Consider the following 13,023-nt stretch of genomic DNA (forward strand, 5'->3'; position numbering starts at 1 on the left):
TGATTCAAATGGAAGCGCTGAGCTAATGCGACGGACAACGGATAGCTTAGACGCACCAGAGACCGCTGCCGGATGTGGGAAAGGCACGGCCCCGGTCGCCGAACCATTGGCCTACGATCGACCTCAATACCTAGTCGCTCGTGGCCTCCGTTTCGATCGGGAGGGCGGCGACGGTTAGTTCGCTGAACGCGCAACTTCGCGGACCACTACAGCGGCCGTTAGAAAGACGATCTGCTCGACGGTAGCGGTTGCGCTGTCAATTCCGTTCACGCTTTCGCGTTGGCGCCATCCTGGCCGCTCATGGAGGTGCTCGCGCACCGCGCCGATCGACACTCTGACCGAGTTGAAATGAAGGATGATCGACCGCGAGGTTCGATTCCGGCCCAACTGTCGACGTGATTTTACATAACGCAATTTAACGCATTTTCGTTAGTAATCCTAAATTCATGCCATCAGCGAGTAACGGGAAACCGAGCGCGACGAACGCAGCGTCAATCATCGTATGTCGGGCTGGTGCCGCACAATCATCGAAAGCATCTTCGCTAAGATGCCAGTCCTATGCGTGATGATCTGCTTCTTAGAACGCGCTTGTTACTGCAGGCGCGCCACGCTTGCTAGCGGCGACTGCCGGCCGCTAGTCGCGAACCGCTCCAGGCGTTCGCGCGCGTCCACGTGCGCGTAGCGCGGCGCACGTTCAAGCTGGCTGTCTGCCTGGCGCAGGATGGCCTCGAACAGTGGCGCATCGTCGGGTTCGAGCCGCCAGACCTGTTCGCGTTCGGCCCGCTGCAAGCAGCGCTCGAGCGCCGCTTCGGCGCGCGCATACACGACGACATCCGTGTCACCGTAGCCCGCGTCCTGAACGTAGTACGTCAAGTACACGAGCCGCACGAGCTCATTGATCAGATAAGCGCTCCCGGCTTTTCCCTTGCAGGCCACCCACGTCAGATGTTGAGCCAACGAGAGTTCGCGCGCCGCATCCGCCGGCATCGGCAGGATGCATCGCTTTGCTGAGCAGGCCGCGGGCTTTCCGAGCGGACGAGCGGATGGATTTCCGGTTCGCGTGACGCGTTGACATCGGAAAAAACGGTCGGAGGGATAGGACAGGTACCGTAATCAGTGTAGCAGAACCCTCGCGCACAGTTTCGTAGGCGGGGACTGAGGTTGATTCACTGTGGAGTTCCCGCGGCGCGCGCCGTTGATCGCCCACCCGGCAAGGTCAGACAATACGACTGCCATCCGCGGCCGAGCGCCGATTTCAGCAGCTCCCGACACCGCGTTCTGGCACCTTCCTTAGTCGCTGGTTCCGCAGTACCACTATCCCGGTTTCTACTGTGGCGCGGCTGATATTGCGTCGCTACCCTTGGCTGCTCTCAGCATAAAGTGCGGAGCTTCCGATGGAGCACTGGCGACTGGCATACCTCGGCGTTCGACACGTTCCGCGCGAGCTGAGCGAATTCGAACTGAACACGTTTTTCACGTTTTCCAGAAGCGAACTGGCTCGCATCGATTCGCGGCGCACTCATCTGTATCGGCTAGCCATCGCCCTGCACGTCGGCTTTCTACGTATGACTGGGCGACCGCTCGACTCGTACAAGCACATACCAACCGTTCTCTGGCGACATCTTGGCCAACAACTCGGTGTGCTGCCGCCCGAGGTCGGTACGCTCCGATCACTCTATGACGGCAACTTCAAAACATTGTCCGACCATCAGAGCTTCGCTCGGACAGTCATAAATTTTCGAGTCCTCGCCGAGCATCAGCGTCGATATGTCATTCGTTGGCTCAAGGAACAGCTCACAGGCCGACCTGAGCGCGGCCAATTGATGAACGACTTGAAGCGGTGGTTTTACGAACATCGGATCGTGATACCACCCGATCGGACGTTGAGACAGTTCGTCGTCCAGGCAGTGCACGACATCGAGGACTCTTTACGCGAGATGCTTGAACGAGCGTTCGGGGCGGACAGGTTGGCGAGCTGGGCGCGACTTCTTGGGCAGCCGCATAAAGAACATACAAGCTTGCAGCGTTGGCTTTGGGCGGTCCCGCTTCGCAACTCGACTCACCAGATGAGCGAAGTCCTCGACAAAATCAATCTTCTCACGATGCATGGCGTTGCCGAAAGTTGGCCGGCTGAATGCAACGACGCCATCGTCCGCCACTATGCGCGTCGCTGCGCCAGCCGGCCATCCTCGATTAGCAAAAGGATCGAACCGCAAGGGCGAAGGCTGGCAGCAACGTGCTTCATGCGTTATGCCCTTTGTACGGCGACCGACCAGGTGCTCACGATGCTTCGCCGTTGGGTGCTGAAGGTAGTTCACGACGCATCGCGTGAAGTCGACGCCGCGCGCGTCGCCGCGGCCGATCAGCTTTACCAGTTTGCACTCGCCGTCAAAGCACTCGCGAACGATGAGTCATTGTCGCGCGAAGATCTTGGCAAGGAGCTTTGCGTGCTGGCAGATCAGGTTCTACATCCGCAGGCGCCCAACCGGCGTAGCCAGATCCGCCAGTGCTTGCTCCGAAAACGCCCCCACGCCCGCAATCTGCTGATGCGCGTAGTCCAATTGCCATTCGAGGCCGAAGGCACCCATCCGGTGCTAGATGCGATCGCCCTGCTGCGAGGCCTCTACCGGCGTCACGCTTATCTCCTGCCCGACGGCGTGAGCATCCGACTTGGTCGTGCCTGGCGCGAGGCGATTGACGGATATGACCGTCTTAAGGCAATGGTGGCGTTCGGGTGGGCGACGCTCTTTGCGTTACGCGTCGCGTTGCGAAATGGCACGATCTTTGTCCGGCATAGCTTCTCGTTCCGCAGTCAGACCGACATGCTGATCCCGACCGAAGACTGGAAGCTGAAGCGCAATCATCTATATGGCCACCTTGGACTGCCTCAAGACGCGAACGAGTTTCTTGCCCCGGTCTTGGCGCACCTCGATCAACGTCTCAAATTGCTGGACGAAGCCGTTACGCACGGTGAGGTCCGCGCCGATACGGCGATACATCTCGATCCGCTGACGGCGCAGCCAGCAGATCTCGAGGCAGATCGACTGCGACGGGCGATCTTCGAAGCTCATCCACCGGGTCAACTACCCGAAATAATCCTCGAGGTCGACAGCGCGACACGCTTCAGCTGGACCCTACTGGGACGGGAACCACGATCACGCACTGAGTTGCTGATGACCTACTCGGCCGTACTGGCGCACGGAACATCCCTATCGGCAGCGGAGATTTCGAGAATGGTCCCGGAAGTCTCTCCTGCCGCCATTCGCCAGATGATGAAGCGACTTGAGGACGAAAGAATGCTACGGCGGGCCGCCGATGCTGTACTCGAGTTCATGCAGGAGCATCCTATTGCGGCTCACTGGGGGCGTGCAGACCTCGCGTCATCGGACATGATGTCGCTGGAGACGACAAGGGCAGTCTGGCAGGCCCGGGCCGACCCGCGACGGCGCACAGCATCCATTGGCATCTACACGCACGTGCTCGATCGTTGGGGCGTCTTTTATGACCAACCTATCGTCTTGAATGAGCGTCAAGCGGGTGCCGCGATCGAAGGTGTCGTTCGACAGAGTGCCACCAAGGACATCGCTCTAATCGCAGTCGATACGCACGGGTACACGGATTTTGCGATGGGGGTCGCACGGGCGTTGGGGTTCGATCTATGCCCTCGCCTTTCACATCTCCGTGACCGTCGCATTCACGTACCGCGCAACTATGAGGTGCCCGCACAACTCTCCGCGATCACGGACCGCGATGTCAAACTCGATCGTATCGTAGACGTCTGGGATGAGTTCGTCAGGATCGTCGCATCCATCCGTTCCGGAAAGTGCACAGCAGTCGACGCCCTCACCCGCTTCGGCTCAGCAGCCAGAGGTCAAGCCGTGTACGACGGTGGTGTTCAAATCGGGCGACTTTTCAGAAGCATCTTTTTGATCGACTACTTCACCAACACGGCCTTCAGATCAGAGCTGCAACATGTGTTAAACCGGGGAGAAGCCGTGCACAACGTTCAGCGCGCGATTCATATCGGCAGAATTCCTATCGAGTTGGCGCGACGCCAGGAATCGCTCGAAGCAGTATCGTCGGCGTTGACACTGCTGTCGAACATCCTGATGGCTTGGAACACCACGCACATGCAAAGCGCCCTCGAGAACATGGAGGCGGCTAGAGGGCAGCCGCTGGAGACTGAACAGTTGAGACGGATCGCCCCGACTCATCTTGATGGCATCAACTTGCGCGGGACCTTTAACTTTCCGGTCGCACGTTATGCAAAGCGGATACTTCCTAGTCTGAGAAGTGACCTTACGGACCTCCCGACAAGTCGACAAGCTTGAAGCGAAATTGGTCCAACGGGCTTTCAGACGATCGATCCAGTTCGCGCATTGGAGGTTCCCGGTTTCGCAGCTTCCTCGTGTCTATGCGAACCCGCACGACCTTTTCGAGTCGCCCCGCACCGTTCGCAGGCGACTGCGACTGCCGTTTCCAGAGGGTAGACAGCACGTCCTTGATTTTGAAGGAATTTTAATAAGGGCCGGGCGGCAAACCCTTGTCGCATCGAGACAAGGCTAACCGGAATTTTGCACGAAAATCAAAATCACCCCCAAGAAGGCGTCGATCAACCTGCTCGACAAAGCGCGCAGGCACTTCTGGAAGCCGCACCTGCACGAGGTTCCGGCCGGTGCACCGGATTCGAACGTGCGGCAAGTACCTTGCGCATGCGCACGGCCATCGCTACGGCTACCGTGGCAAAGAACTATCCGATCACGCCCGCTTTACGGTCGAGTCCGGGGTAAAGGTATTCTTCGCCGACCCGCACAGTCCATGGCAGCGCGGCACGAACGAGAACACGAACGGCCTTCTGCGGCAATACTTTCCAAAGGGCACAGACCTGTCCCGGTGGAGCGCTCGAGAGATCCAGGCCGTCGCCAATACACTGAATTCCAGACCCCGGAAAACGCTTGGTTGGAAGACACCAGCCGAAGCCCTGGACGAATACCTGAGGTCTGTTCAATAATCGAGTGTTGCGACGACCGGTTGAATCCGCCCTGTACTGGCGACGATCAGTGGATTCACATCGATCAAGACCGCGCGATGCGCGAGAGCCCGTTGGGCACGACCATCGCGCACGGATATCTGTTGTTATCGCTGATTGCGCCGACATCGTTCGAAGTCTTCATCAAGTCTGTCGGTGCCAAGAGCGCGCTTAACTATGGACTTGACAAGGTTCGCTTCCTGACGCCTGTGCGGTCAGGGGCGCGGGTCCGAAATCGCATCTCGCTGTTGTCGGTCGACGGCAAAGGTGTCGGCAGAACGCTGATTGCCACTGAGAACACGTTCGAGATTGAAAATGAAGCCAAACCCGCGCTAATCGCGCGAGCGCTGACGATGGTGATCGAGTAACTCGGGAGCGGGCCTGCCGTGGCTGCCGCAGGTGCATCAACTGACACTCGTTATCGCCGGTAACGACTATCCGATCGGACGATCCACGAAGGCACACAGCGATACTGCCCATACTGCAGGCGTACACCGAGACGGTGCGAAGCATCCGATTCGCGCCGGAATCCACGCCTGGCTTCTTCAGACGGACAAGATTGCCGTCGCATGGAATCAGGCGGTCGCGGCGGGAACATTTAACTGAAAGTAAGCGCAACACCGGAAGATGCGAGGCGCGTTGCGAGATCATTAGCGGTGTTCGTCAAAGGCGAACACGATTTCGTCGATCGTTGCCCTTATGCGCGCGGTATGCCGTAGGTCCCGATGGGTGACAAGCCACACTTCATATGGCGTGCGCCCCGACCGGTCCGGCCAGATCCGTATCAGGCCATCGCAAATGCCCATGTGCACCGGTATCTCTCCGAGGCCGATGCCAGCCTTCAGCGCCGCGCGCAGCGTCAGATTTGAGTTCACGCCCGATACGACGCGGCCGGCGAATATCGGCTCGCCAGCAAGCGTCGGCACCCGCTTCCGTGTCATGTAAGGTTGATAGACCACCAGATCGTGCCCAGCGAAAGCCTGTCCGGCCACGGGCTCGCCGTGGCGCTTTAGATAGGTTTCCGACGCGAACAGGCCGAATTCCCAACTGGCCAAGCGTCGAGCAACGAGGTCGGGATTATGCGGCTTGACGGTTCTCACCGCAATGTCGGCTTCCCGCTTCGTCAGATTGAGTACTGATGTCGATGTGTCCAGTTGTACCGTAACACCGGGATGCTTCGCATGAAGGCGCCCGATGGACGGGACGACAAACTCGAGTGCAAGCGCATCGGTTGTGGTTACCTTCACGTCACCTGCAAGCCTTCTGTCGACTCCCTGTGTTTGACGTACGAGTTCGTGTGCTGATTGTTCCATCGTCTCAGCGGATCTCAGCGCGATTTCCCCGACCGGCGTAAGTGAATAGCCCTTTGATGTGCGCAAAAAGAGGGTTGAGCCAAGTGTATGCTCCAGCGCAGTCAGGCGCCTGCCGACCGTTGCCTGGTCGAGGTTTAGAGTGCGCGCGGCTGCACGCAGCGTCCTTTCGCGCTGAACGGCCAAAAAAATACGTGCGTCGTCCCAGTTCATAGCCGTTCCAATGTGATGCAAATTTGCATCACTGTATCCGAAAATCGCTGTGCGACGGTGGCAGGCGTGCTCACTATACTTGGCTTCAGGTCGGAGCCCGTCGAGCAATGCGGGTTTCCGACTCACTTGCTCATCTCGTTGTTATGAGGATCACTTGAATGTTGAATGTCAAAGACTTGCCGTCGAAGATGACGGCCATTGAAATTGTGCAACCCGGCGGCCCAGAAGTACTGACACCCACGACGCGACCCGTCCCCGTACCTGCCGAAGGCGAGGTGCTGATTCGCATTCATGCAGCGGGCGTGAACGGTCCAGATGTGTTTCAGCGCAAGGGGCTCTACGATCCTCCTCCCGGTGCATCTGACATCCCCGGGTTGGAGATTGCGGGCGAGATTGTCGGCCTGGGCCCGGGGGTTTCGCGGTACGCGCTTGGCGACCGAGTTTGCGCGCTGATTCCGGGGGGCGGTTACGCCGAATACGCAGTCGCGCACGAGTCAAATACTTTGTTCATTCCCACTGGACTGACCGTCGTCGAAGCCGCCGCAATGCCAGAAACCTTTATGACTGTATGGCTCAACCTCGTTCAGCGCGGCAAGTTCACCGCGGGTGAGACAGTTCTGATTCACGGAGGTGCATCAGGTATCGGCACGACGGCCACGATGTTCGCAAAGGCGCTCGGCGCAGGGAAGATCATCACGACGATCGGCTCTGATGCGCAACGCACTGCAAGCCTCGCACTGGGCTCGGACCTTGCCATCGACTATCGCGTTGATGATTTTGTCGAAGCGACAATGCGCTTTACGGACGGTAAGGGTGCCGACGTCATCGTCGATATCATCGCGGGAGATTATGTTGCGCGCAATTATGCGGCGGCTGCCATCAATGGACGTATCGTACAGGTAGGCGTTATCAAGGGGCCAGCGAAGGAAGTTGATCTGTTTCCTATGCTAACGAAGCGGCTTACGCATATCGGTTCGACGCTGCGTTCCCGCACACATGAAGAGAAGGCGCAGATCATAGGTGAACTCGAGCAGCATGTGTGGCCGCAGATCAGGAGTGGCAAGGTCAAGCCGGTGCTGTATCGGAGCTTCGATTTGGAGGACGCGCGCGGCGCGCACGTTCTGATGGATTCGGGCACGCACATCGGCAAGATCGTGCTGAAAATGAAGGCGGCGAACGCCGGTGAATGAATGCATATTTCATCGCGAGTCGTCCGGACGTGGCATTAGTTGGCGTTGCAACGAAGGCTCTCGGTATCGCTGAGATCCACATTCGCGAAGGCACGGGTGCCGATTTCGAACGGGCTTTTGCTCAAGCGATGTGACCACAGAGCTGGCCGCCGGTAGTCATGGCGCGATGCTGTACGGGAAATCGAGCGGCCGTTGCGCTATCGGTTGCTGTCGTAGTGGGAGTCCGTCGAATGGGATGATGCGTCCCGAAAGGGGCTGGACTTCCATCGATGGGTTAGCGATTCCGGATCCCGTTCTTACGTTGAACAGTATCGACAGCTTGGATCTCAACGAATCCCTTGTCCCTCATCGGGGCGGATTTCCCTGCTCAGCGCGGGGACGGGGAAGCCCGGTGCGGCGAGCGTGCTGTGCATGAAATGCAGAGCGCTGAGTGCCATCTGAAGATGGGACGCCCGGGATGGACTGGCGCAGGCTGCCTGTATCTCCCGCTGCGTTGCGCCGATCGCCGCTTCGACCGCATACGTCGCCGCGGCACAGGTGGCAGGCTCGGGTCGGTGAAACAGGTTCCGAATCGCGCGGCACGTTTCGTCGGCATGGCTCAGCCACGCCGGCACGTGGTCCGGAGCAGCCTGCGTGATCCCCATCTTCATAGCGCCCCGTAGATCGATCACGGCGGACCCGATCTCGAGAACCGCCAGGAACCATTCGATCGGTTGGCTGTTCGACGACGGACTGTGACGCGATATCGCTCGAAAATGGTACATAAGATCGCGCGTTCGGCTCTCGAAACGGGTGCGCAGAGCAGAACATCGACTAGTGCACGCAAAGACAACCTGCCTGCGCAGGTCGGCAAGCAGATGGTTTCGTAACCAGCTTGTCGTCGGTGGCACGAATAATTCGAATGCAGCGGATGCAACCAGCATCGACAGCACGAGCGCAATCGAGTCGTTCATGAATGATGCCGGATCGTATGCCACGATGTTGTCGGGGCCGGTCAGAAAACAGAAGTAAATGCAGTATCCGGTTCCATAGCCTGCCAAAGATGGACGCGTCGTCAACCAGCATCCCAATGCAAGCGGTGTGGCGAGCACAACGCATAGGAGTGGGAACCCGTCGATCAGCGGATAAACGAAAAACATGATGAGAAACCCAAGTGCGCAAGCGCATGCCGTGCCGATTGCCATGTGGAACGCAGTCCGGGAAGGGCGCGCAGAGGATGCGACCAATGCGCAGATCGCCCCGCCGTTGAGGACGAGCAAAGCGCCTGAGGGCCATGCGGTCGCGACCCAGAACCAACTGAGTGCGAGCGTCAGCAACATCGCACGGACCCCAGCGATGACAGCGATCAGCGGGTTGGTTCTGGGTTCGTAGGGTTCCGTCCATTGTTCCCGCTCATGCTTGGACGCTGACAGAGAGAGATACGTGTCGACATAGGCAACGTAGCTCTCCAAGAACCGTTCAAGCAATTCCGCCGCTGTGTCGAACTCCAACAGGCCGGGCCCGTGGCCAAGTCGAACCCGTGCCGCGCGCGCGTGGTCCGGAAAAGCTGTCCGGAAGCTCTCGAGCTCGCGCGCGAGCGCTCCGGCGAACCCTTGCGATTCGTCGCCCATTCGCCCTTCCTGTCGCGGTGCGTTGATGAGCGCGGCAAGCGCGTTCAGGAATGCTTCGATCTCGATGAGGGGTCTAGCCAATTGTGCTGCGCGTAGACGCGTCATCAGTTGAATCAACGCGTGCAGACGGGTCGAGGTTGCCATGAGCTCAACGTTCAGCCGGCTCAGGCGGCCGTTTCGTAGCCGCGTGTTCGGACTTTCGAAGACGGCCGCGCTGCGCGTAGCTTCAAAGTGGACAGTCTCGTCGACGATGCGGACATTCAATGCTTCGACGAATGCTTTGTCGCTCTTGCCGGTCAAAATCGACACGATATCGCTAGCAAACTGCATGAACCGCTCGGAGTTCGCGCGGTCGAGCTGCTCGCTAACGTGGCGGGGAAAGACGAGCGCGCTAACTGCGCCCGAAGCCAGGATACCGATCGCGACTTCCGCTACACGCGTCATTGCGGAAATAAATGCTGCGTTTGGGTGTTGCCATGACGGGATGCCGATGAGCGCTGCCGTGTAACCGGCAAGGACGAATCCGTACGTGCGGAAGTTGCGGTTTCGCGCCGCGCCGGCCGTGCACACGGCAATCCAGAGGGCAGTTGCGCCGAGGAAGAGTTCGGGGGCTTGCCCAAACAGACTGATCAGTACCAGCATGACCAGCAGGCCCACAATTGTTCCGCAAATCCGATAGAGGCTTTTCGCGAGGACCATGCCGCTTTGCGGTTGCATGAGCACGAAGACGGTCGTCATCGCCGTTCTTGGCATGGGAAGCTCGAGCTTCATCGCCACGCCGAGCGCCAGCAGCGCGGCAAGAAGCGTCTTGAACACATACAGCCATGTGCCGCCGCTTGTGTTTGCCCAGTCATGGAATGCGGCGATGACGGCCTTGCCGCTCCGGCTAACTGAAACTCGGGATATAAGGTTAAACAAGGAAATATGCATGACAGGTGTGGTGCGCCATTTGGGTGTGACGCGGATGAACCAAGTGACGGACATCATTTTATTTTTGAATCCATGTTTGAATGTTGTGGCTGCAGGTAAAGGCTTTTCCTTGATCAGGAGCAATCGACCTTGCGCGGCGATGGTCACATGTCTCTCGCATGCGCTTGCAGAGCACGTGGCTAGCGCCGCTCTAAAGCGGGCGACGATCTTGGCGAGGCCGCCGCCGATGCAACTTATTGGCGTGGTCGCCGGACGCGAGCGCGCTCTACGAGCATGCCGGATCGGCGGATGAATCGCGCGCTCAGGGTTCGTCTGATATCGTCGACGGGATCGAGGCCTACTACAATCGACAACGCCTGCACACCTCTATCGATTTCTCCATTCCAATCGAATACGAGGCCAGGTTGATCGCTGTATGATTTGCTGTACGCCGAAACGCGAGGCAGGATCATTCTCGAAATGTACGGCTTGTCTGTAAGACGAAACCGAAGGATGAGTCGTCGTCGCGTCAGACGAGTCTGCCCGCTCGAGTGGCATTACTTGACATAAGTAACATGATCGAAAAACCGCTAGGACATCTAAATAAGGTGTCCTCGGCGCAACCGCCTTCTAGTGGCGCCTCCATCCCTAGCCCGTTTTGCACAAGAGTGCAATACGGGGCATCCAACAACCGTTACGAGCTTTCGGAGCCGCTTGGCGATAAGTAATTTGCTTGATCGGGGAAAGGCACTCGGCTAGCCTGATGAACGGCTCCGCCGCAAATGAGATTAGAGCGTTCTGCGGACTCGCAAGCCGGGATCGGGAGACTGGAGAAGCATGAACTTCAGAGTCTAACGCTGCCAGCTTGACTGATCCTTCGGAAGTTGCTCGCTAGGGTCGTTCACCTCGATCGCATTGCGGTCGCCAAGCCGGTCGCTGAAAACCATCACGTTGGTGCCGCCAGCATGCACCTGACTTGGAAAAACAATCCCGGTGTAACCGAGATCTCGGACCAAGTCGCTCAACACCCAAGTCGGCGGTTCGACGTGTTGCTCGAATTTCCAATACCGCCAGTCCTCGCGCCAGTCATGCCAAAGCTCATCCCAATTCCCTTGGTTGAGTTTCCGCAGGTCCACCAAGTCCCGGAGTTCGGCAGCGTAAGAGCAAATGGTGCAGGGTGGAAGGAAAGGGGAGGTCTGCTGGTATTCGCGCAGGGCCGTCAGCTCCTCTAGAGACAGGTATAGCGCCTCGATCCCCTCGCGATTGAAACGCCCACCCTTCAGCGCGGCGCCCGCGCCGCTCATGGGGCGGTCGGCCCAGCGCGGTGTGTGAGCGCGATACAGCGTGGTTCCTTTCGGCAGATCAGTGAGGATCATCCAATGAAACCTGCACTGATAGACTCCAGGTAGTCGACCGCATCCTCGGTCCGGCCCTCCTGGACCAACTGGAGAATCGTCTTATGCCGAAAGGCCGGAATCGGGTGGTTCTTGATGAGGAACAGCGCTCGTTCGAGGTCCGGCTGAACTGCGACTGCCGCCGAGACCACGCGCATGAGGTCACGCAAGGCGGCCTGCAGTCTTGGAGACTCGGGATGCGTGCGGAGCGTGTTTCGGTGCACGCCAGCGATCGTGGCCAAATCCTGCTGCTGCAGGCCTAGCACGTTGGCGAGATTGGTCGCCGAAAGCCGGGAGGTGCCCGCTTCTCGGGCGGACTCCAAAACATCGGTTAAGGTGTCAGCGTTCATCTCGTGGGCTCCCGCGATGGTTCATGCACATTATACGCACAGTTTGAGCACGGCGCACACCGAGTGACGAACTGAGCAGTCCCAGCCTCCGTACCTAGTTAGCTGCTTAACGAAAATACGATAAATAGATTTATGTCAAATACGCGACCCGCTCGTCTGCTGCGTTGAGACGATCTGTAGCCCTCGAAGCGTACTTCTGGCTCGCGCCGAATGCCGACGACGCGCGAACGTTGAAAGCTTTCAGCGACGGATTCTCCCGTATCGAAATCGAAGCAGCTGCACATCGCAAGCTGCTAGCACATCCAACGGTCCAGCTTGAGCTAACTACAGCAGACTTCTCCAAGACCTGAAGCCCACGCCTTCGCACATGTAAAGTCGAACGTCAGTGAGACTGCTTGAGGCGTTCGGCCGTTCTCAAATTTAAAGGCAAATAGCGGCGTCAACGATTAGTTGCGTCCACGCGATCGATGTCGGCTGTTTCGCCGTTCCGTGATCGTCGCTATCGACCCATTGCTGCCGGCGGGGCCGTCGAGGATCCAAGGGCAGGTATCAGAGCGAGAACGGACAATCCGTGCCGTCACTCAAAGACACCGGCCAAAGCCGACAGTCAGGCAACCGCGTTGACGAAGCCGGTATGAACACCAAGCGTATCCCGATGTTTGAAATGCGAAAAAACGCGCGATCGGTTGCGGCAAAGTCGGCGGTACATGGTTTCAATCGGCGACAGGGCACGGCAGCAAAGCGTTGCGAGTTCACGCGACGCGTCGTCGTGGAAGATTACCTCGAACCGTCTCGTCATCTCTTCTCTGAGTACGGAGTTTGGCACCACGGATTGCCTCGTCGAAGTTTTCGTCCGTGGCGACGTGACGATGATCGACGCTCACCAACCAGCTGCCATTGGCAAGACACCAGCGAATTCGGCGTTCCTCGACAAGGTTAGCAAACCATCGCCAGATGTCCGCATCTTCGGCGTTCGCCGCATTCGCTGCGCTTCGCCGGATCTCTTGTGAAAGAGCCA

Annotated in this window: 10 protein-coding genes and 2 pseudogenes; 7 read left to right on the top strand and 5 right to left on the bottom strand. The window is 58.4% G+C overall.

Annotated elements, in window-relative coordinates:
• Positions 1-591 precede the first annotated feature (591 nt).
• The gene (locus AC1Z32_RS38775) at positions 592-987 is read right to left on the bottom strand and encodes a hypothetical protein (protein WP_483484169.1); all 396 of its coding nucleotides are present in this window, start codon (positions 985-987) and stop codon (positions 592-594) included.
• Between the two features lie 407 nt (positions 988-1,394).
• On the opposite strand from AC1Z32_RS38775, the gene AC1Z32_RS38780 reads away from it, so the two are divergent.
• The 3 genes and pseudogenes from AC1Z32_RS38780 to AC1Z32_RS38790 all read left to right on the top strand — a co-directional run bounded on the left by AC1Z32_RS38780 (position 1,395) and on the right by AC1Z32_RS38790 (position 5,397).
• On the top strand, positions 1,395-4,331 hold the full coding sequence (locus AC1Z32_RS38780) for a Tn3 family transposase (RefSeq protein ID WP_483484170.1): 2,937 nt from the start codon (positions 1,395-1,397) through the stop codon (positions 4,329-4,331).
• Between the two features lie 407 nt (positions 4,332-4,738).
• Positions 4,739-5,011: pseudogene (locus tag AC1Z32_RS38785) on the top strand (IS30 family transposase); the annotation flags it as partial.
• Complete coding sequence (locus AC1Z32_RS38790; protein WP_483484171.1) at positions 4,960-5,397, top strand: MaoC family dehydratase; 438 nt, start codon at positions 4,960-4,962, stop codon at positions 5,395-5,397. The pseudogene AC1Z32_RS38785 and the gene AC1Z32_RS38790, both read left to right, overlap by 52 nt.
• 282 nt (positions 5,398-5,679) lie before the next feature.
• Here AC1Z32_RS38790 and AC1Z32_RS38795 read toward each other — a convergent pair whose 3' ends face one another.
• The gene (locus tag AC1Z32_RS38795; RefSeq protein ID WP_483484172.1) at positions 5,680-6,552 is read right to left on the bottom strand and encodes a LysR family transcriptional regulator; all 873 of its coding nucleotides are present in this window, start codon (positions 6,550-6,552) and stop codon (positions 5,680-5,682) included.
• A 158-nt stretch (positions 6,553-6,710) separates the two neighbouring features.
• On the opposite strand from AC1Z32_RS38795, the gene AC1Z32_RS38800 reads away from it, so the two are divergent.
• Together AC1Z32_RS38800 and AC1Z32_RS38805 are read left to right on the top strand one after the other, a co-directional pair.
• A complete protein-coding gene (locus AC1Z32_RS38800; protein ID WP_483484173.1) occupies positions 6,711-7,742 on the top strand; it encodes an NAD(P)H-quinone oxidoreductase in 1,032 nt (343 codons plus the stop codon).
• Entirely contained in the window at positions 7,739-7,876 is a 138-nt protein-coding gene (locus tag AC1Z32_RS38805; protein ID WP_483484174.1) for a hypothetical protein, read from the top strand. Before AC1Z32_RS38800 ends, AC1Z32_RS38805 begins: the two co-directional genes overlap by 4 nt.
• A gap of 192 nt (positions 7,877-8,068) precedes the next feature.
• Here AC1Z32_RS38805 and AC1Z32_RS38810 read toward each other — a convergent pair whose 3' ends face one another.
• Positions 8,069-10,282, bottom strand: a complete 2,214-nt coding sequence (locus AC1Z32_RS38810; protein WP_483484505.1) for an FUSC family protein — start codon at positions 10,280-10,282, stop codon at positions 8,069-8,071.
• Between the two features lie 287 nt (positions 10,283-10,569).
• On the opposite strand from AC1Z32_RS38810, the pseudogene AC1Z32_RS38815 reads away from it, so the two are divergent.
• Positions 10,570-10,701, top strand: a pseudogene (locus AC1Z32_RS38815) (IS3-like element ISBvi3 family transposase); the annotation flags it as partial.
• A gap of 411 nt (positions 10,702-11,112) precedes the next feature.
• Here the strand turns inward: AC1Z32_RS38815 and AC1Z32_RS38820 are convergent.
• Together AC1Z32_RS38820 and AC1Z32_RS38825 are read right to left on the bottom strand one after the other, a co-directional pair.
• Positions 11,113-11,637 carry an RES family NAD+ phosphorylase gene (locus tag AC1Z32_RS38820; RefSeq protein ID WP_483484175.1) on the bottom strand — a complete coding sequence of 175 codons (525 nt, stop codon included), beginning with the start codon at positions 11,635-11,637 and terminating at the stop codon, positions 11,113-11,115.
• A complete protein-coding gene (locus AC1Z32_RS38825; RefSeq protein WP_483484176.1) occupies positions 11,634-12,005 on the bottom strand; it encodes an antitoxin Xre-like helix-turn-helix domain-containing protein in 372 nt (123 codons plus the stop codon). The genes AC1Z32_RS38820 and AC1Z32_RS38825 overlap by 4 nt, the downstream gene beginning before the upstream one ends.
• Before the next feature lie 707 nt (positions 12,006-12,712).
• Here AC1Z32_RS38825 and AC1Z32_RS38830 point away from each other — a divergent pair.
• Complete coding sequence (locus AC1Z32_RS38830) at positions 12,713-13,015, top strand: hypothetical protein (RefSeq protein ID WP_483484177.1); 303 nt, start codon at positions 12,713-12,715, stop codon at positions 13,013-13,015.
• Positions 13,016-13,023 lie beyond the last annotated feature (8 nt).

The sequence above is a fragment of the Caballeronia sp. 11_S32 genome (assembly GCF_056930355.1).